This window comes from Thalassovita litoralis (assembly GCF_900182725.1).
GTDB lineage: Bacteria > Pseudomonadota > Alphaproteobacteria > Rhodobacterales > Rhodobacteraceae > Thalassobius > Thalassobius litoralis.
In genome coordinates this window covers 62,428-80,684 of sequence record NZ_FXTO01000013.1, presented here as the reverse complement: position 1 = coordinate 80,684, position 18,257 = coordinate 62,428, and the positions used below count along the sequence as shown (strand labels likewise).

Sequence of the window (18,257 nt, the reverse complement as noted above, 5' to 3'; positions counted from 1 at the left end):
GCGTGGGTGTATGACGGTTCAGTGATCGTCGAAGCTGAAATCCGGCAGGCGGGTAAACGCCTCGCGCAGGGCAACGCCCCAGCCGTTTGAAATCGTCTGGAAATACGGGTCATCCGCATTGATGCGGAAGGTGCGGCCCGTTTTCAGGCTGTCCTTGCGATAGACATGCACATCCAGCGGCGGGCTGACGGACAGGTTTGCCTTGATCGTGGAATCGAAGCTGACCAGAAGCAGCTTGATCGCCTCCTCAAAGCTCATGTCCGGTTCATAGGCGCGCAGGATGATCGGGCGGCCATATTTGGTTTCGCCGATCTGGAAAAACGGGGTATCGGCCCCGGCTTCGATAAAGTTGCCTTCGGGATAGATCAGGAACAGGCGCATTTCGCCATCGCCAACCTGACCGCCCACCAGCAGCGTCGCATTAAAGGCACTGTCGGCGCGTTGCCCGGCCTGCGCATTGGCGGCGATCACCTCTTTCAGGGTGCGGCCCACAAGGGTGGCAACCTGAAACATCGACTTGGCTGACAGAATATCGGGATCGCGATCCGCGACTTCCTTTGATCGTTCTTCAAGGATGCTGATCACCGCTTGGGTGGTGGCCAGATTTCCCGCGCTCATGATCGTGATGGACCGTTCACCGGGAATGTCCCATGTCGACATTTTCTTGAAGGTCGAAATGTTGTCGACGCCCGCATTGGTGCGGGTGTCCGACATAAACACCATCCCGTGATTAAGGCACAGCCCGACGCAATAGGTCATTTGTTTTCGTCCGATTCCCGAGTGACAGGCCTATTGATCAGTCTGCGCCTGAACTTTCAAGGCGACATGAAGATCTTCACTGCCGGTCCCCTGCCGGATGCCATGCACAGGGGCGGCATCGCGGTAATCACGCCCGACCGCCACGCGAACATAGCGCGCATCTGGGCAGATTTCATTGGCGGCGTCGAACCCCACCCAGCCCAGCCGGTCGATCCAGATTTCGGCCCAGGCATGGGCGGCATCCTGATCTTCGCGGTCATCCATCATCAAATAGCCCGAGATATACCGCGCGGGCAGGCCCATCAGGCGTGCGGCGGCGATCATGATATGGGCGTGATCCTGACAGACGCCGTGACCTGCGGTCAGGGCTTCTTCTGCGGTGGTGGCGGCGGTGGTGTGCCCGGTTTCATAAGCAACCTGTTTGGATACGGCATCGGACAGGCGGTGAATGCGGGCCAGTTCGGTTTCGTCGGGCAGGGGTTTCAGCCCGGCCACCAGTTTGCGCAGCGATTTGCCGGGTGTCGTCATCGGGGTGGGGGCTTCGTATAGCCACAGCGGGGTGAAGGTTTTGTGCTCACCCACCACCCCGGCACGATCTTCAATCTCGACCACGCCCTTCGATGCAATGGTCAGTTCGGTGGTGTCCGGGTCCACAAGGATCAAATCCACGTGGTTGCCGTATTCATCATCAAAGCCCAGTTGCTGGGTGCCGCCGGTGATGGTGGTGGTCCAGTCGTGGACATGCTGGCCGTGACCGTCGCGCGGTTTCAGCCGCAATTGCAGCAGCGCATAGGCATCGGGGCTGTCGTAGGTGTAGGTCGTGACATGAGAGATAGAAAGACGCATGGCGTTACCCGTAGAACTTGAAATCTTTTTCAATCTGACTGGCCAGAATGGCGGTGTCATGGATCGCGGTTTCAAGGAATTCGTGCAGGCCTTCCTCGAACACTTCGGCGACGCGGCGGTTGCGGAACCGGGCGGTGCATCGTTCGGCCATGTCCTGACTGGGCTGGCGCTGACCATAGTCTTTTTCCAGATGTTCCAGATTTTCCAGAATCTTAGCGTGGCAGAAGGCCAGACTGCGGGGCATCCGCCGGTCAAGGATCAGGAAATCCGCGATTGACGATGCGGTGACATCGCCGCCGTGCAGCCAGCTAAAGGCACGTTCGGCAGACACGGATCGCAGGATGTTTTCCCATTGGGTATTGTCCATCGACGAGCCAACAAAAGAGGCCGAGGGCAGAAGCACGTAATATTTCACGTCCAGAATGCGGGCGGTGTTGTCTGCGCGTTCCACAAAAGTACCCAGACGGCAGAAGTTGTAAATGTCATTGCGCAACATGGTGCCGTGCAGCGTTCCGCGCACGATGGCGGTACGATTGCGGATCTCGGCCAGAACCGGGGCCAGCGTTTTTTCGGTGACGGGGCGGGCCAGCGCGGCCTTGATCGCCATCCAATATTCATTCACGGCTTCCCATACCTCGGACGACAGGGCCGTGCGCACCAGCCGCGCATTGGAGCGGGCCAGCGAAATCGCGGATAGCACCGAAGACGGGTTATCGGTATCGCGCAGCAAGAAGTTGATGACGTGACCAGCATCGAAATCGGTGAATTTCTGATCATACAGAAAGCGAATTCCGGCGGTGTTGATCACGCTTTCCCATTCCCCGGAGGTATCACCCGAGCGGGTCAGCGAAATCCGCCATCCCGCATCCAGCAGACGGGCGGTGTTTTCGCAGCGTTCAAGGTAGCGGAACATCCAAAACAGGCCGCCAGCGGTTTTTCCCAGCATTGTCTTAGTCCCCCAGCACCCATGTATCCTTGGTTCCGCCGCCCTGAGATGAGTTCACCACCAGCGAGCCTTCTTTCAGCGCCACACGGGTCAGGCCGCCGGGCGTGATGCGGATTTTTTCGGGCGACACCAGCACAAAGGGGCGCAGGTCCACATGGCGCGGGGCCAATCCCTTTTTGGCCATGATCGGCACGGTGGACAGCGCCAGCGTGGGCTGGGCGATATAATTGGACGGCTTGGCGCGCAGTTTCTTTTCAAACCGGGCCAGTTCGCGTTTGCTGGCGGCGGGGCCGACCAACATGCCGTAACCGCCCGATCCGTGGACCTCTTTCACCACCAATTCGGACAGGTGATCCAGAACGTATTTCAGACTGTCGGGTTCTGAACAGCGCCAGGTCGGCACGTTTTGCAGGATCGCCTTTTCGCCAGTGTAGAATTCCACGATGTCGGGCATGTAGCTATACAGCGCCTTATCATCCGCGATGCCGGTGCCGGGAGCGTTGGCGATGGTGATGCCGCCCGCGCGGTACACATCCATGATGCCGGGGACGCCCAGCATGGAATTGGGATTGAAATTCAGCGGATCCAGATAGTCATCATCGACCCGGCGATACAGCACGTCGATGGCCTTGTAGCCGCGGGTGGTGCGCATACAAACGCGGCTGTCGACGATGCGCAGATCATGGGATTCCACCAGTTCAGCGCCCATCTGATCTGCCAGAAAGGCGTGTTCAAAATAGGCCGAATTATAGATACCCGGCGTCAGCACCGCGACCACGGGTTTATCCCCGGCAAAGGCGGGCGGCGCGCAATCGGACAGGGACCGGCGCAGGTTTTGCGGGTAATGCGACACGGGCCGAACCTTGAGCTTGGTAAACAGCTCGGGGAACATTTGCAGCATCGTTTCGCGGTTTTCCAGCATGTAGCTGACGCCCGACGGGGTGCGTGCGTTATCTTCGAGGACAAAGAAATCATCCTCGCCCGTGCGCACAAGGTCGATGCCGACGATATGGGTATAGACGCCACCGGGCGGGTTGACGCCGATCATTTGGGGCAGGAATGCCTCGTTTCGGGCGATCAGCTCCGCAGGGATGCGCCCCGCGCGCAGAATTTCCTGTCGGTGGTAAATGTCATAAAGAAAGGCATTGATGGCGCGAACGCGCTGTTCGATCCCTTGTTCCAGCCGCGCCCATTCACGCGCGGAAATGATCCGCGGCACGATGTCAAAGGGGATCAGACGTTCGTCTGCCTCTTGCTGGCCATAAACGTTGAAGGTGATGCCGATCCGGCGAAAGAAGGCTTCGGCCTCTTGCGATTTGTTGCGCAAGTGCTTGATGTCTTCTTGGCCGAACCAATCGCTATAAAGGCTGTAAGGGTCTCGGGGGGTGCCCGAGGCGTCATACATCTCGTCGAAGAAGCGTGGTTTCGTATCCATAGTCCCGCTGTGTGTCGAGAGTTTCGTGTGAGTCGATTTGATGTGTTTGCGAGCAAATGCACAAGGGAGCGCCGTTTTATTCCAGAAAATATGCGAGGTTTTGCCCAAAGTTTAATCAATTGCGCTGCCCGGTGGCAGAAGCCGACGGAGTGGGGCAAGACGTGTAATAGTTTGATGAAGTTTTAATCCGCCCGTGGTGGGGCGCTTGACCTGATGCGGCAAGGCCGGGCAGGGAATGGCCCGGCGACGCAGGAGAGCAGTATGGATAACAGGATTTACGATCTGTTCGTGATCGGTGGCGGGGTCAACGGCTGTGGTATTGCCCGCGACGCGGCAGGGCGTGGTTTGCGCGTGGCGCTGGTGGAAAAGGGCGATCTGGGGGGCGCAACGTCCTCGGCTTCGACGAAGTTGTTTCACGGCGGGCTGCGCTATTTGGAATATTTTGAACTGCGTCTGGTGCGCGAGGCGCTGATTGAACGCGAAAGGTTGCTGACAGCGATGCCCCATATCGCGTGGCCGATGCGGTTCGTGTTGCCGATTGCGCCAGACATGCGGTTTGACCGGGAAACTCCGGCAGGGCGGGTGCTGGGCCGGGTGATGCCGTGGCTCAAAGGGCGGCGTCCGGCATGGGTGATCCGGGCGGGGCTGTTTTTATACGATCACTTGTGCGGGCGGCATATCCTGCCTGCGACACGGGCGCTGGACCTGACGCGCGATCCGGCGGGGGCGGCGCTGCGGGATGGGATCACGCGCGGCTATGAATATTCCGATGTCTGGGTACAGGATTCCCGGCTGGTGGTGCTGAATGCCCGCGAAGCCGAACAACGCGGCGCAAAGCTGTTCCTGCGGACCGAGGTGATGGCGGCAAAGCGGGACGGGGATGTCTGGCTGATAGACCTGCAACACGGGGGAACACGGCAACAGGTGCGTGCGCGGGTTCTGGTGAATGCCGCCGGGCCGTGGGTGGAACAGGTATTGGGCCGGGTCGGCAGCACCGGGCGGGCGCATGTGCGGCTGGTGCGCGGGTCGCATATCGTAGTGCCGCGCCTGTTTGAGCATGACAAATGTTATTTCCTGCAAGGGCCGGATGGGCGGATCATCTTTGCCATCCCCTATGAGCAGGATTTCACGCTGATCGGCACCACGGATCAGGATCACGACACGCCGGATCACGCACCGCAGATCACGGCGGGGGAAACCGCCTATTTGCTGGATTTTGCGAACCGCTATTTCCGGCAGCAATTGTGCGAAAGCGATGTGGTCTGGGCCTATTCGGGGGTGCGTCCGTTGTATGATGACGGGGCAGGGGCGGCGCAATCGGCCACGCGGGATTATGTGCTGGAACTGGAAGCGGACGGATCGCTGCTGTCGGTGTTTGGCGGCAAGATCACGACCTATCGCAAGTTGGCGGAACATGCGCTGGAAAAGCTGGCCCCGGTGTTGCCGGGATTGGCGGGGCCATGGACGGCAGATGTGGCGCTGCCCGGTGGGGATTTCCCGGTGGATCAGGCCGGGGCGCGGGCGCAAGCGTTGCTGGAGGATTACCCGTTTCTGGCAGCGGCGCAGGCGTTGCGGTTGTTTCGGGCCTATGGCACCGATGCGTGGGATGTGTTGGGCAAGGCGCAAAGCCCTGACGATCTGGGCCTCGATTTCGGTGCCGGGTTCAGCGAGGCGGAACTGCGCTGGCTGATGACCCGCGAATATGCGCAAGCGGTCGAGGATGTCATTTGGCGACGGACCCGGCTGGGGTTGCATCTAACGCCGGATCAGGTGGCTGTGATCCGCGATTGGATGGCACAGCACAGACGCGAAGGGGTGGAACCGCATTAAATTCTGCGTCAGATTGATCGGCAAAGAGGGAGAGGCGAAATGGCGGGTTCCGGCTATATTCTGGCATTGGATCAGGGGACGACATCCAGCAGGGGGATCGTGTTCGATGCCGCGATGCGCCCCATTGCGCAGGCACAGGAAGAATTCCCACAGCATTTCCCGGATTCGGGCTGGGTGGAACATGCGCCTGACGATCTGTGGCAAACCACGCTGCGGTCCGCGCAGGCGGCGCTGATGCAGGCCGGGGTGACGGCGGCGGAACTGGCCGGGATCGGGATCACCAACCAGCGGGAAACCACGTTGCTGTGGGATGCTGACACCGGCGTATGTTTGTACAATGCGATTGTCTGGCAGGACCGGCGCACGGCGGCGCTGTGTCGTCGGTTGCGGGACGAAGGACTGGAGCCGCTGATCCGGCGACAAACGGGGCTGCTGCTGGATCCGTATTTTTCCGGGACAAAGCTGAAATGGCTGCTGGACAATGTGCCGGGCGCACGGGATCGGGCAGAAGCGGGTAAGCTGCGCTTTGGCACTGTCGATTGCTATCTGATCTGGAAACTGACCGAAGGCCGTGTTCACGCCACTGACGCCACCAATGCGGCGCGGACCATGCTGTACGACATTCACCGCGGCGATTGGAGCGATGACATTTGCGCGGCGCTGGACATTCCGCGCAGCCTGCTGCCCGAGGTGCGCGATTGCGCGGGATCGTTCGGGGATACCACCCTGTTGGGGGGATCGGTCCCCATTCTGGGCGTGGCCGGGGATCAGCAGGCGGCGGCGATCGGGCAGGCTTGTTTCACGCCGGGGATGATGAAATCCACCTATGGGACGGGGTGTTTTGCCTTGCTGAACACCGGCGACAGGGCGGTGCAGTCGCAAAACCGTTTGCTGACCACCGTGGCCTATCAGTTGAACGGACAGCGCAGCTATGCGTTGGAAGGGGCGATTTTCATTGCCGGGGCCGTGGTGCAATGGCTGCGCGATGGGTTGGGTTTGATCCAGCGGGCCGACCAGACCGGGGATTTGGCACCGGCGGCGGATGCAGCACAGGATTTGGTGATGGTTCCAGCCTTTACCGGATTGGGCGCTCCCTATTGGTCGCCGGACACGCGCGGCGCGGTGTTCGGGCTGACGCGCAATTCCGGCCCGGCGGAATTTGCCCGTGCAGCGCTGGAAAGCGTGGGATTGCAAACCCGTGATCTGCTAGAGGCGATGCAGGCCGACTGGCCCGAATGTGATCAGACCGTGCTGCGGGTCGATGGGGGAATGGCGGCCTCGGATTGGACGATGCAGTTTCTGGCGGATATTCTGGGCGCGCCGGTAGATCGCCCGCACGGGTTGGAAACGACGGCCTTGGGGGCGGCGTGGCTGGCTGGAATGCAGGCTGGGATATACCCGGATCAGGCGGGCTTTGCGGCGCGCTGGGCGGCTGAACGGCGCTTTGCCCCGGTGCGGGATGCGGCGTGGCGCGATGCGAAATATGCCCGCTGGAAACGGGCGGTTGCGGCCACGATGAGCGTATAATGGTATCTGTCGCATGGACAGTTTCCGCCTGCGCACGCATAAGGGCATCAATCTACTAAGGAGTATCCCATGACTTGTGCATTATGCGGGGCCGATGCGGCCACCGAATTCACTGTTGCACCCCGCGACGAAACGATCCTGCTGTGCGACACCTGCCGCGCAGGGGCCGAAGGCACCCCCGAAGACACCCCGCATTGGAAATGTCTGAACGACGCGATCTGGAGCACCGAACCGGCGGTGCAGGTTACTGCGTGGCGGTTGCTGCACAAACTGGATGCGGCATGGGCCACAGATTTGCTGGACATTGCCTATCTGGAACCCGAGGTTCTGAGTTGGGCCGAAGCGGGCCTGTCCGCCACCCCCGATGTGGTGCATAAGGACAGCAATGGCGCTGTGCTAAGCGGTGGTGATACCGTGGTGCTGATCAAGGACTTGCCGGTCAAGGGTGCGGGTTTTACCGCCAAGCGCGGGACGGCGGTACGTAACATTTCGCTGGTGCCGGATAACGCGGAACATATCGAAGGCCGCGTCGAAGGCCAGCGCATCGTGATCCTGACCCAGTTCGTCAAGAAATCCTGATCATTCGTCCGGCGGGGGCAATCCCGCTGGCACGACCATGTTCAAATGATTTTGGGATCTCCGAATATCTGTTCTGACAGACTTCGGGGATCATCCTTGGCGCATCTGCCTTTCTGCGCGGGTTTGTTTCTGCACGACAGGCGGCAGTCTGGCCTTTGCGCCCACATGCGGCTATGTGGGCGGACAGGGGACGACGGTGTTGTTCCCCTGGTCCGAAATGGGCAAAATCAAGTAAAGAACAGAACAACGCGGGCAAGTTGTAAAGTGCTGACATCTGAGAAAAGTAGTTCAAAATCAGATATATGCCGAAGCGCAAAGCTTTCCGTCGCCCCGATGATGGATTGGACAGACCGGCATTGTCGGTATTTTCATCGGCTGTTGTCGCGCGAAACCTTGCTGTATACGGAAATGGTTACATCCCCGGCCTTGGTGCGCGGGGGGGCTTTGCATTTGCTTGACTATTCCCCCCAAGAACATCCCGTTGCCCTGCAATTGGGCGGGTCGGACCCGGCAGAGCTGGCACAGGCGGCCAAGCTGGGACGCGAAGCAGGCTATGATGAAATTAACCTGAACGTCGGCTGTCCTTCGGATCGGGTGCAGTCGGGGACATTCGGGGCGGTTCTGATGAAGCAGCCCGATCTGGTCGCGGAATGCATAAAGGCGATGCAGGACGCAATCGGCGATGAGGTGACGGTGAAATGCCGGATCGGTGTGGATGACCAAGACCCCGAACTGATCTTGCCTGCGTTTCTGGAAACGGTGAGCGGGACAGGGTGTGGGCGGTTCACGATCCATGCCCGCAAAGCGTGGCTTCAAGGTCTGTCGCCCAAGGAAAACCGGGATATTCCACCGCTGGACTACGATCTGGTGCGGCGTATGAAACAGCGTTTCCCGCATTTGCACCTGTCCATCAATGGCGGCGTAACGTCCTTGGCACAGGCGCAGGCCTTGCTGAGCGATGGCTTGGACGGGGTGATGATCGGGCGGGCAGCCTATCATCAACCGGCGGATATTCTGTGTCAGGCCGACCCGCTGATCTATGGGACAGGTTCGGGCAGCGATCCCGTGGCCGTAGTGCGCCAAATGCTGCCATATATCGAAACGCACCTAAGCCACGGTGGTAAACTGGCGCAGGTCACAAAGCATATGCTGGGCCTGTTTGCGGGGCGTCCCGGTGCGCGGTTGTGGCGGCGGTGCCTGTCTGAAGGGGCGCATAAACCCGGCGCTGGCCCGGCGCTGGTGGAGCAAGCATTGTTGCATATCCTGCAAGCTGTGTAATTTCCCTGTTATTTCAGGCGTGCCGGGGGTTATGAAGGCGCGGGTGCATAAAACAGGAGTGACGCGATGCCTGATATTTCCTTGCTGGTGATGATGTTGGTGATGTTGATGGCCATCGGCGCGTTTGCCGGGGTTTTGGCCGGATTGCTGGGCGTGGGGGGCGGTATCGTGCTGGTTCCGGCGTTTTTTTATGCGTTCAAGACGCTGGGATATGACAGCCCGCAATTGATGCAGATTTGTTTGGCGACTTCACTGGCGACAATCATCGTGACCTCGGTCCGGTCGGTGCTGAGCCATAACAAAAAAGGCGCGGTAGACTGGGAAATCTTGCGGACCTGGGCGCCGGGCATTGCGCTTGGTGCCGTGGTGGGGATGCTGACGGTGGCGTCGCTGCGATCGTCGACATTGCAATTGATTTTCGGCTGTCTGGCGTTGGTGGTTGGCCTGTACATGGGGCTGGGTAAGGCGCATTGGCGGCTGGGACAGGAAATGCCCAAAGGGTTGAAACGCGCCACGCTATCGCCCGGTGTTGGCTTTCTGTCGGTGTTGATGGGCATTGGCGGCGGCAGCTTCGGGGTGCCGTTGATGAGCCTGCACAACGTCCCGATTCACCGCGCTGTGGCAACGGCGGCGGGATTTGGCGTAATCATTGCTGTGCCGTCGGTTATTGGCTTTCTGATGTTGGGGATCGACCCGGCGGTGCGACCGCCTTTTACCATCGGAGCCGTTAATCTGGTCGCATTCGGGGTCATCATTGCGATGACGCTGATCACCGCGCCGCTGGGGGTGAAGCTGGCGCATTCGCTGGACCCCAAGCCGTTGAAGCGGGTTTTCGCGGTGTTTCTGACGCTGGTTGCACTGAATATGCTACGCAAGGCATTGGGATATTAATCCGATCCCACATCGCAACTGAAAAGAAGGGGCCGCAGCCGTCTGGGTGCGGCCCTTAGCTTTGCGTGATCCGGGCGGCCCGACCACCCCGGCGTTTTTGCAGGCGCGGGGCGCGGGCGGGCAATTCTGCCATCAGTTCGCGCCGCTGGGCATTCGACATTTTTGACCATTGGGCGATTTCATCCAGCGTACGCAGGCATCCTGTGCACAGCCGCTCTTGCGGGTGGATCAGGCAGATTTTCACACAGGGCGAGGCGACTTCATCGCGTTGCCAAATTCCATCACTCATGCGCCCGTTCCCATATGGCGCAGCCGATCCAGCGCCCCTTGCAGGATGTAGGACGCGGCCACGTTATCAATCAATTCGGCCCGCCGCTTGCGCGAGGTGTCAGCCTCTAGCAGCGCACGTTCGGCCGCGACGGTGGACAGGCGTTCGTCCCAAAATCCAATCGGCAGTTCGGTCAACCCGGCCAGATTGCGGGCAAAGGCCCGCGTGGATTGGCAGCGCGGTCCTTCGGACCCGTCCATGTTCCGAGGTAATCCCAGCAACAGGCCGGATACTTGTCGTGCAGCGGCGATTTCCAGCAGGCGTGCGGCATCCAGCGTGAATTTCTTGCGTTTCACGGTTTCGACCGGCGTGGCCACGCCGCGCAGCACATCCGACAGCGCGACGCCAATGGTTTTGGTTCCCAGATCCAGCCCCATCAAAGCCCCATGCCGGGGCAGGGCTGCTGCGAAGGCATCAAATTCATCCAGAACCATTACTGCAATCCGGCCCGCTGCGCCCCGGCGCGCACAGTTTCCAGCGCATCGGGGCGGTCCTTGAACACCATCTGCGCCTCGTTCCAGATCGAGCGGGCCTTGTCCAATTCCCCCAGCACACCATAGGCGGAAATCAGGCGCGCCCATTCGTCGGGGGTGCCGCCATCGGTTGCCAGACGGTCCGCCAGTTGGGATACCATTCCCCGGATCATTTCCTGCCGGTCTTCGGCGCTCATTTCCCCGGCGGCCTGCATGTCCTCTTGTGAGGGGCCTTTCAGGCCGGGTTCGGGCGGCAGCGCGTATTCCACGCCAGCCCGCATGGCGGCGTCTTCGATCTGGGCGCGGATGGGTTGAATCCACGGGGCATCTGCCGGACCTTCGCGCAGCAGGCGATCCCATGCGCGGAAAGCCTGATCGGGGCGGCCTGTCTGGATCAGCATCAACCCCATGTAATAGCGCGCGGCCCCATTGCGCGGCTCGCGCGACAGGGCGGCCAGCAATGCGGTTTCTGCTTCGGGTGACACATAGCCCCCCGCCGCCAGAATCATCAGATCGGCGTAATCAATGTAATCCTGCGCTGCTGCGGCATCGCCCTTGATCGACAGCACACGCTGTTGCGCCTGATAGGCCTGTTGGAAATTCCCAAGCGCCGCTTCGTTCCGCGCCAGCAATTGATAGCCTTGCAAATCGCCGGGGCGGTCCGCGACGGCCTTGCGCAGTTTTTCCACCAATTCCACATAGTTGGCAGGCGGTTCGCCCATCGGGTTGCCCGGCGGCATCTGGGCTTCGGCCTCGGCCTGATTGGGGCGGGTGTCATGGGCGTCTTTGGCCAGATCAATCCGGTGTTTCAGGCCCAGATCGCCATATCCCGGTGCGCCCAAAGACCAGTATAATCCAACGGAACCCGCCACCAGCGCCATACCCAGCACAATCGCCAGCCCACGGCCCAGACCTTCGGGTTGGCCGCCGGTTTCACCACCAGCCTGCACCTGCGCATCCGCCGCCAGAATCCGGCGCGAGATTTCCGCCTTGGTGCGTTCTGCATCTTCGGCGTTGATCACGCCCCGAGCCAGATCGCGTTCGACCTCTTTTAACTGGTCACGATAAACCCGCAGGTCATAAGCGGCAGGGGCTTCGGCCCCGGTGCGTCCCCGCACAAGAGCCACGGCCAGCAGGGCCGCCGCGACAAAAGCGATGACGCCGGTGATGATCCAAAACAGCATGGTGCCTCCATTCGGTTGCGGCAAACATGTATATCCCGCGCCCGATTGGAAAAAGGGCAAACTGACGCAATGCCCCACCATGTCGCAATTGTGAGTGAACATGACGCTTCGAAACGGGGGTGAAGTGGCCCTTAGGTCCAGTTAGGGTTCACAGTATTCCCCGCACCGGATTCGAGGTCCAGAAGACAACGATGAGACGCTATTCCGCCTTTGCCATCGCCCGTGAAGCCGCCCGTTACCACACTGGATGGGAACGGGCATGGGCATCACCAGAACCCAAAAAGAAATATGACGTGATCATCGTGGGCGCTGGGGGCCACGGTTTGGCCACGGCCTATTATCTGGGTAAAAATTTCGGCATCACCAATGTGGCCGTGCTGGAAAAAGGCTGGCTGGGCGGCGGCAATACCGGGCGTAACACCACGATCATCCGGTCGAACTACCTGCAAGATCCGTCAGCGGCGATCTATGAAAAGGCTCGCAGCCTGTACGAAACCATGTCGCAGGATCTGAACTATAACGTGATGTTCAGCCCGCGTGGCGTGATCATGCTGGCCCAAACCCATCACGAGGTCCGGGGCTATCTGCGCACCGCCCATGCCAATGCCCTGCAAGGGGTCGAAACACAGTTCATCGGGCCGGAAAAAGTCAAGGAACTGGTGCCGATCATCAATATCGACGGCCCGCGCTATCCGGTTCTGGGGGGGCTGTGGCAACCCCGTGGCGGCACCGCGCGGCACGATGCGGTGGCCTGGGGCTATGCCCGCGCCTGTTCGGCGATGGGGATGGACATCATCCAGAAATGCGAAGTCACCGGCGTGCGCCGTGACGGTGATAAGGTCGTGGGCGTAGACACGACCAAAGGCGCGATTGATTGCGATAAGCTGGGCATCGTCGTGGCCGGGCATTCGGGTGTCATGGCCGAAATGTCGGGGTTCCGCCTGCCGATTGAATCGCTGGCGCTTCAGGCGCTTGTATCCGAACCGATCAAGCCCTGCATGGATGTGGTGGTGATGGCCAACACGGTTCACGGCTACATGTCGCAATCGGACAAGGGCGAAATGGTGATCGGCGGCGGCACCGATGGGTTCAACAACTATACCCAACGCGGCAGCTTCCACCATGTCGAAGAAACCGTTCGCGCATTGATCGAAACCTTCCCGATGATCAGCCGTCTGAAAATGCTGCGCCAGTGGGGCGGGATCGTGGATATGACCGGGGATCGGTCGCCCATCATTTCCAAAACGCCGGTGGATGGGATTTTCGTGAACTGCGGCTGGGGCACTGGCGGGTTCAAGGCAATCCCCGGTTCGGGCTGGGCGATGGCGGAACTGATGGCCAAGGGCTATTCGCCGCTGGCAAACGAATTCGGCATGAACCGCTTTGCCGAAGGCCGGTTTATCGACGAAAGCGTCGCGGCAGGGGTGGCACACTGATGGACCACACACAACACACTGTTATTGCGTCACCTTTCAACGCAAAAGGAAATGGCACATGCTGACCCTACAATGCCCCTATTGCGGCGTGATGGCCGATGAAACCGAACTCAGCGCCGGTGGCGAGGCCCATCTGAAACGCTTTGGTCCCGGTTCCTCGGATGCTGAGTTCGAAACCTATATGTTCATGCGCGAAAACCCCAAGGGTGTGCATTTTGAACGCTGGCGTCATGCCAATGGCTGCGGGAAATGGTTTCACGCCGCCCGCTGCACCACCACGCTAGAGGTTTTCGGCACCTATTCCGCGCAGGTTTCCGAACCCCCGCAAGACATCAAAGACGCCATCACCGCCAAACGGCCCGGCTGGGCATGGAGGGAATTCGCATGAGCACCCGTCTGACTTCTGGCGGCCGTTTGCTGAACAAAGGCAAGCCGCTGCGCTTTACCTTCAACGGTAAAAACTTCAAGGGATACGAGGGCGATACGCTGGCGTCTGCGCTGCTGGCGAATGATCAGATGCTGGTGGGCCGCTCGTTCAAATATCACCGTCCGCGCGGCATTGTGGCCAGCGGCGCGGAAGAACCTAATGCGCTGGTCGGGCTGGGCCGCGATGGTCGGTTTGAACCGAACCAGCGTGTCACCACCACCGAACTGTTCGACGGGCTGGACAGCGAAAGCCAGAACCACTGGCCGTCTTTGGAATTTGACGTGGGTGTGGTGAATAACTATGCCGCGCGGTTCCTGCCTGCGGGGTTCTATTACAAAACCTTCATGGCGCCGCGGGCCGCGTGGAAGCACCTGTTTGAACCCATTGTGCGCCAATCCGCCGGTCTGGGCAAAGTGCCGCGTGATCGTGACGTGGATACCTATGAACATTTCTATGCCTATGTGGATGTTCTGGTGGTTGGCGGCGGTGTTGCTGGTTTGCAGGCCGCGCGTGTTGCAGCGCAAAGCGGTGCCAAGGTGCTGGTGCTGGAACAGACTGCCCATTGGGGCGGGCGCGCGCCGGTCGATGGTGGCGAAGTGGACGGAAAACCAGTTGCCGATTGGGTGGATCAGACGGTTTCCGATCTGCGCAACCTGCCTAACGTGACCCTGCGCAATCGCTGCATGGCGTCGGGTGTGTATGATCATGGCTATGTGCTGGGCTATGAACGTCTGACTGATCACGCCCCACAGGCCCAAGGCCCGCGCCATCGTTTGTGGCGCATTCGGGCGGGGCAGATCATCACCGCAACCGGGGCGATTGAACGCCCGCTCAGCTTTGCCGGGAATGATATTCCGGGGGTGATGCTGGCCGGTGCCCTGCGGGATTATGTGGTGAACTACGGCGTGTCGGTCGGGGACCGGACCGTGGTTGTCACCAATAACGACGATGCGTATCGCACGGCGATTGCCCTGAAACAGGCCGGTATGATGGTGCCCGCCATTCTGGACGCCCGTCCCACGGGCGGCGGCGCACTGGCCGAAGAAGCCCGCGCATTGGGCATCCGGGTCGAAACCGGAAAGGGCATTGCCAAGGTCCACGGCGGCAAGCGCGTCACTGGCGTGTCCGTCTGCCTGCAAGCGGGCGAGGGCGCGGCGCTGGAAACCATCGCCTGTGACGCCGTGGCTATGTCTGGCGGTTGGTCGCCGGTGGTTCACCTGTGGTCCCATTGTGGTGGCAAACTGATCTGGGATGATGCCCACGCGATGTTCCGCCCGGACCCGGACAAAGCCCCGACAGGGGCGGATGGCAAAGGTTTCGTGGTCACGGCTGGCGCGGCCAGCGGGGCGATGCAACTGGCTGACGTAATGGCCGATGCCACCGCCGCCGGGAACAAGGTTGCGGGGCTGTCCACCGATACCCCCGCCGTTCCCGCCACGCCCGAGGCCGCAATGCAGGCCGTCTGGCTGATGCCGCAGGGCGCGAATGCCAAGCTAAAGATGAAATCGTGGCTGGATTACCAGAACGATGTAAAAGTCAGCGATGTGCAACTGGCCGCCCGTGAAGGCTATGAAAGCGTTGAGCATACCAAACGGTACACCACGCTGGGCATGGCGACGGATCAGGGTAAGCTAAGCAACATCAACGGCTTGGCGATCCTTTCTGATGCGTTGGATCAACCGATCCCGCAGACGGGGACCACCACGTTCCGCCCGCCCTATACCCCGATTTCGATGGGGGCCATCGCGGGCGAGGCACGGGGCGAGATTTTCCAACCGTTGCGCCGCACACCGATGCACGACTGGCATGATACGCAAAAGGCCGATTGGGAACCCGTGGGCCATTGGCGGCGGCCATTCAGCTATCCCCGGACCGGGGAAAGCGTGGAACAATCGGTCAGCCGCGAAATCCTTCAGGTGCGCAACAGTGTGGGGATGCTGGATGCCTCGACACTGGGTAAGATCATCGTGAAAGGCCCGGATGCCGGGAAATTCATGGACTTGATGTACACCAACATGATGTCCACGCTGAAACCCGGCAAATGCCGCTATGGGCTGATGTGTTCGGAAAACGGCTTCTTGATGGATGACGGCGTGGTGGCGCGGATCGACGACGATACGTTCCTGTGCCACACCACCACCGGCGGCGCGGATCGCATTCACGCCCATATGGAGGAATGGCTGCAAACCGAATGGTGGGATATGCAGGTCTATACCGCCAACGTGACCGAACAATATGCCCAGATCGCTGTGGTTGGTCCGAATGCCCGCAAGGTGCTGGAAAAACTGGGCGGCATGGACGTGTCCAAAGAGGCGCTGGCCTTCATGGAATGGGCCGATGGCGAACTGGCCGGGATCAAGGTGCGGATTTACCGGATCTCGTTCTCGGGCGAGCTGAGCTATGAAATCGCCGTGGATGCGGGGCATGGTCAGGCGCTGTGGGACAAAATCGCCGCCGCCGGGGCCGAGTTCAATATCATGCCCTACGGGACAGAAGCCTTGCACGTTCTGCGTGCTGAAAAGGGCTTTATCATGATCGGGGACGAAACCGATGGCACGGTCATTCCGCAGGATCTGGGGCTGAATTGGGCGATTTCCAAGAAGAAGGAAGACTTCATCGGGAAACGCGGTCAGCAACGCAGCCACATGACCGATCCGAACCGCTGGAAACTGGTGGGGCTGGAAACGCTGGACGGGTCCGTTTTGCCGGATGGGGCTTATGCCTCGGCGGCGGGCAGCAATGAAAACGGTCAGCGCAACATGCAGGGGCGGGTTACTTCGACCTATTATTCGCCCACGCTGGGCAAGGGGATCGCAATGGGGCTGGTGCTGAACGGCCCGGACCGCATGGGCGAAGTGATCGAATTCCCGAAAACCGACGGAACCATCATCAAGGCGCGGATTTGCGATCCGGTCTTCTATGACAAGGACGGGGAGAAGCAGAATGTCTGAGGCCCTCAGCGCGCTGAATGGCGCATTCCATAAGGGTGCCGTGACGGTCGAAGATATCGGACCCCAAGGCATGATCACCCTGCGCGGCAATCTGGCGGATGAAACGCTGATGGCTGCGGTGAAACAGGCCACGGGCGCGGATGTGCCTGCCTTGCGCAAGATCACCCATGCCGGGCCGTGTTCCGTGGCATGGATGTCACCGGACGAATTGCTGATCCTGTTGCCCTATGGCGATGTGACAGCGGCGTTGGATGTGTTGAACGCGGCAATGGCGGGATCGCATTTTCTGGCGGTGAATGTGTCGGATGCGCGGGCGTTGTTCCGCCTGACCGGCAAACCCGCCGCCGTGCGCGAAGTGATTGCCAAACTGGCCCCCGCTGATCTGTCGGCAGATGCTTTTGCGCCGGGTGACATTCGGCGTAGCCGCATGGCGCAGGTGGCCGCGGCCTTCTGGCTGCCCGAAGAAGGCGTGGCGCAGGTGGTTTGCTTCCGGTCTGTTGCGCAATATGCCTTTGATGTGCTGGCAACCTCGGCGCAGGCCGGGCCGGTGGGGTATTTCCGCTAGGGGTGTTCGGGGCGCATGAATGATCTGCACCGGGTTGAAATCCGGTGCAGGAATTTCCACCAAATCCCGGTTAGGGGTTGACCTTGCCCCCGCAAGGCTACCATCTACGGCAGGAACCTAACGCACGAACCGGAAAGGGGTTTTATTATGGCTTTTGAACTTCCCGATCTTCCCTATGCTCATGACGCGCTGGCCGATCTGGGCATGTCGAAGGAAACGCTGGAATACCACCACGACCTGCACCACAAGGCCTATGTCGACAATGGCAACAAGCTGATTGCTGGCACCGAATGGGAAGGCAAGTCGCTGGAAGACATCATCACCGGCACCTATGCCGCTGGTGCAGTGGCGCAAAACGGTATCTTCAACAACGCTTCGCAGCACTGGAACCACATGCAGTTCTGGGAAATGATGGGGCCGAACGGCAACGCCATGCCCGGCGAGCTGGAAAAAGCCATCGTTGAATCCTTTGGCTCGGTCGACAAATTCAAGGACGACTTCGCCGCCGCAGGGGCCGGTCAATTCGGTTCGGGCTGGTGCTGGCTGGTCAAGGACGCAGATGGCGGCCTGAAAGTCACCAAAACCGAAAACGGCGTGAACCCGCTGTGCTTTGGTCAGACCGCGCTGTTGGGCTGTGACGTGTGGGAACATTCCTACTACATCGACTTCCGTAACAAGCGCCCGGCTTATCTGACCAATTTCCTGGACAAGCTGGTGAACTGGGAAAACGTGGCATCGCGCCTGTAATTTCCGCACAATCGGCTGTTATCTGATAATGAACCCCGCCTGTTATGGGCGGGGT

General features: G+C 60.2%; 17 protein-coding genes. 10 read left to right on the top strand and 7 right to left on the bottom strand.

Annotated elements, in window-relative coordinates:
• Window positions 1-18: 18 nt before the first annotated feature.
• Genes FN828_RS11485 through FN828_RS11470 form a run of 4 tightly spaced genes read right to left on the bottom strand, consistent with a single transcriptional unit; the run spans window position 19 to window position 3,986 of the window.
• A complete protein-coding gene (locus FN828_RS11485) occupies window positions 19-759 on the bottom strand; it encodes a proteasome-type protease (RefSeq protein ID WP_142493623.1) in 741 nt (246 codons plus the stop codon).
• Between the two features lie 30 nt (window positions 760-789).
• Window positions 790-1,605, bottom strand: coding sequence for a transglutaminase family protein (locus tag FN828_RS11480; RefSeq protein WP_142493622.1), 816 nt, complete (start codon window positions 1,603-1,605; stop codon window positions 790-792).
• Window positions 1,606-1,609: 4 nt separating this feature from the next.
• Complete coding sequence (locus FN828_RS11475; protein ID WP_142493621.1) at window positions 1,610-2,551, bottom strand: alpha-E domain-containing protein; 942 nt, start codon at window positions 2,549-2,551, stop codon at window positions 1,610-1,612.
• Window positions 2,552-2,555: 4 nt separating this feature from the next.
• The gene (locus tag FN828_RS11470; RefSeq protein WP_142493620.1) at window positions 2,556-3,986 is read right to left on the bottom strand and encodes a circularly permuted type 2 ATP-grasp protein; all 1,431 of its coding nucleotides are present in this window, start codon (window positions 3,984-3,986) and stop codon (window positions 2,556-2,558) included.
• Between the two features lie 261 nt (window positions 3,987-4,247).
• Here FN828_RS11470 and glpD point away from each other — a divergent pair, with 261 nt between their 5' ends.
• The 5 genes from glpD (at window position 4,248) to FN828_RS11445 (ending at window position 10,091) form a co-directional block, all read left to right on the top strand.
• Window positions 4,248-5,816 (top strand): glycerol-3-phosphate dehydrogenase, encoded by a 1,569-nt coding sequence (glpD, locus tag FN828_RS11465; RefSeq protein ID WP_235891463.1) that lies wholly within the window; start codon window positions 4,248-4,250, stop codon window positions 5,814-5,816.
• Between the two features lie 39 nt (window positions 5,817-5,855).
• Complete coding sequence (gene glpK / locus FN828_RS11460; protein WP_142493618.1) at window positions 5,856-7,343, top strand: glycerol kinase GlpK; 1,488 nt, start codon at window positions 5,856-5,858, stop codon at window positions 7,341-7,343.
• A gap of 69 nt (window positions 7,344-7,412) precedes the next feature.
• A complete protein-coding gene (locus FN828_RS11455; protein WP_142493617.1) occupies window positions 7,413-7,922 on the top strand; it encodes an alkylphosphonate utilization protein in 510 nt (169 codons plus the stop codon).
• A gap of 267 nt (window positions 7,923-8,189) precedes the next feature.
• Window positions 8,190-9,200, top strand: coding sequence for a tRNA dihydrouridine(20/20a) synthase DusA (dusA, locus tag FN828_RS11450; protein ID WP_268987207.1), 1,011 nt, complete (start codon window positions 8,190-8,192; stop codon window positions 9,198-9,200).
• 66 nt (window positions 9,201-9,266) lie between these two features.
• A complete protein-coding gene (locus FN828_RS11445; protein ID WP_142493616.1) occupies window positions 9,267-10,091 on the top strand; it encodes a sulfite exporter TauE/SafE family protein in 825 nt (274 codons plus the stop codon).
• Between the two features lie 55 nt (window positions 10,092-10,146).
• Here FN828_RS11445 and FN828_RS11440 read toward each other — a convergent pair whose 3' ends face one another.
• The 3 genes from FN828_RS11440 to ccmI are packed head-to-tail and all read right to left on the bottom strand — an operon-like array spanning window position 10,147 to window position 12,076.
• A complete protein-coding gene (locus FN828_RS11440) occupies window positions 10,147-10,380 on the bottom strand; it encodes a DUF1289 domain-containing protein (protein ID WP_142493615.1) in 234 nt (77 codons plus the stop codon).
• On the bottom strand, window positions 10,377-10,853 hold the full coding sequence (ruvX, locus tag FN828_RS11435; RefSeq protein WP_142493614.1) for a Holliday junction resolvase RuvX: 477 nt from the start codon (window positions 10,851-10,853) through the stop codon (window positions 10,377-10,379). The genes FN828_RS11440 and ruvX overlap by 4 nt, the downstream gene beginning before the upstream one ends.
• Window positions 10,853-12,076, bottom strand: a complete 1,224-nt coding sequence (ccmI, locus tag FN828_RS11430; RefSeq protein WP_142493613.1) for a c-type cytochrome biogenesis protein CcmI — start codon at window positions 12,074-12,076, stop codon at window positions 10,853-10,855. The genes ruvX and ccmI overlap by 1 nt, the downstream gene beginning before the upstream one ends.
• 191 nt (window positions 12,077-12,267) lie before the next feature.
• Between ccmI and FN828_RS11425 the strand changes: the two genes are divergently transcribed.
• The 5 genes from FN828_RS11425 to FN828_RS11405 all read left to right on the top strand — a co-directional run bounded on the left by FN828_RS11425 (window position 12,268) and on the right by FN828_RS11405 (window position 18,202).
• On the top strand, window positions 12,268-13,512 hold the full coding sequence (locus tag FN828_RS11425; RefSeq protein ID WP_142493612.1) for a sarcosine oxidase subunit beta family protein: 1,245 nt from the start codon (window positions 12,268-12,270) through the stop codon (window positions 13,510-13,512).
• Window positions 13,513-13,570: 58 nt separating this feature from the next.
• The gene (locus tag FN828_RS11420) at window positions 13,571-13,900 is read left to right on the top strand and encodes a sarcosine oxidase subunit delta (RefSeq protein ID WP_142493611.1); all 330 of its coding nucleotides are present in this window, start codon (window positions 13,571-13,573) and stop codon (window positions 13,898-13,900) included.
• On the top strand, window positions 13,897-16,890 hold the full coding sequence (locus FN828_RS11415; RefSeq protein WP_142493610.1) for a sarcosine oxidase subunit alpha family protein: 2,994 nt from the start codon (window positions 13,897-13,899) through the stop codon (window positions 16,888-16,890). The genes FN828_RS11420 and FN828_RS11415 overlap by 4 nt, the downstream gene beginning before the upstream one ends.
• Entirely contained in the window at window positions 16,883-17,455 is a 573-nt protein-coding gene (locus FN828_RS11410) for a sarcosine oxidase subunit gamma (RefSeq protein WP_142493609.1), read from the top strand. Before FN828_RS11415 ends, FN828_RS11410 begins: the two co-directional genes overlap by 8 nt.
• Window positions 17,456-17,602: 147 nt before the next feature.
• Window positions 17,603-18,202: a superoxide dismutase gene (locus tag FN828_RS11405; protein ID WP_142493608.1), complete on the top strand. Its 600-nt coding sequence runs from the start codon at window positions 17,603-17,605 to the stop codon at window positions 18,200-18,202.
• The last annotated feature ends 55 nt before the right edge of the window (window positions 18,203-18,257 follow it).

What these genes read in the sequence shown, in the direction of transcription:
- FN828_RS11485 (WP_142493623.1), bottom strand. Translation starts at nt 759, where the DNA reads ATGACCTATTGCGTCGGGCTGTGCCTTAATCACGGGATGGTGTTTATG.
- FN828_RS11480 (WP_142493622.1), bottom strand. Translation starts at nt 1,605, where the DNA reads ATGCGTCTTTCTATCTCTCATGTCACGACCTACACCTACGACAGCCCC.
- FN828_RS11475 (WP_142493621.1), bottom strand. Translation starts at nt 2,551, where the DNA reads ATGCTGGGAAAAACCGCTGGCGGCCTGTTTTGGATGTTCCGCTACCTT.
- FN828_RS11470 (WP_142493620.1), bottom strand. Translation starts at nt 3,986, where the DNA reads ATGGATACGAAACCACGCTTCTTCGACGAGATGTATGACGCCTCGGGC.
- glpD (WP_235891463.1), top strand. Translation starts at nt 4,248, where the DNA reads ATGGATAACAGGATTTACGATCTGTTCGTGATCGGTGGCGGGGTCAAC.
- glpK (WP_142493618.1), top strand. Translation starts at nt 5,856, where the DNA reads ATGGCGGGTTCCGGCTATATTCTGGCATTGGATCAGGGGACGACATCC.
- FN828_RS11455 (WP_142493617.1), top strand. Translation starts at nt 7,413, where the DNA reads ATGACTTGTGCATTATGCGGGGCCGATGCGGCCACCGAATTCACTGTT.
- FN828_RS11445 (WP_142493616.1), top strand. Translation starts at nt 9,267, where the DNA reads ATGCCTGATATTTCCTTGCTGGTGATGATGTTGGTGATGTTGATGGCC.
- FN828_RS11440 (WP_142493615.1), bottom strand. Translation starts at nt 10,380, where the DNA reads ATGAGTGATGGAATTTGGCAACGCGATGAAGTCGCCTCGCCCTGTGTG.
- ruvX (WP_142493614.1), bottom strand. Translation starts at nt 10,853, where the DNA reads ATGGTTCTGGATGAATTTGATGCCTTCGCAGCAGCCCTGCCCCGGCAT.
- ccmI (WP_142493613.1), bottom strand. Translation starts at nt 12,076, where the DNA reads ATGCTGTTTTGGATCATCACCGGCGTCATCGCTTTTGTCGCGGCGGCC.
- FN828_RS11425 (WP_142493612.1), top strand. Translation starts at nt 12,268, where the DNA reads ATGAGACGCTATTCCGCCTTTGCCATCGCCCGTGAAGCCGCCCGTTAC.
- FN828_RS11420 (WP_142493611.1), top strand. Translation starts at nt 13,571, where the DNA reads ATGCTGACCCTACAATGCCCCTATTGCGGCGTGATGGCCGATGAAACC.
- FN828_RS11415 (WP_142493610.1), top strand. Translation starts at nt 13,897, where the DNA reads ATGAGCACCCGTCTGACTTCTGGCGGCCGTTTGCTGAACAAAGGCAAG.
- FN828_RS11410 (WP_142493609.1), top strand. Translation starts at nt 16,883, where the DNA reads ATGTCTGAGGCCCTCAGCGCGCTGAATGGCGCATTCCATAAGGGTGCC.
- FN828_RS11405 (WP_142493608.1), top strand. Translation starts at nt 17,603, where the DNA reads ATGGCTTTTGAACTTCCCGATCTTCCCTATGCTCATGACGCGCTGGCC.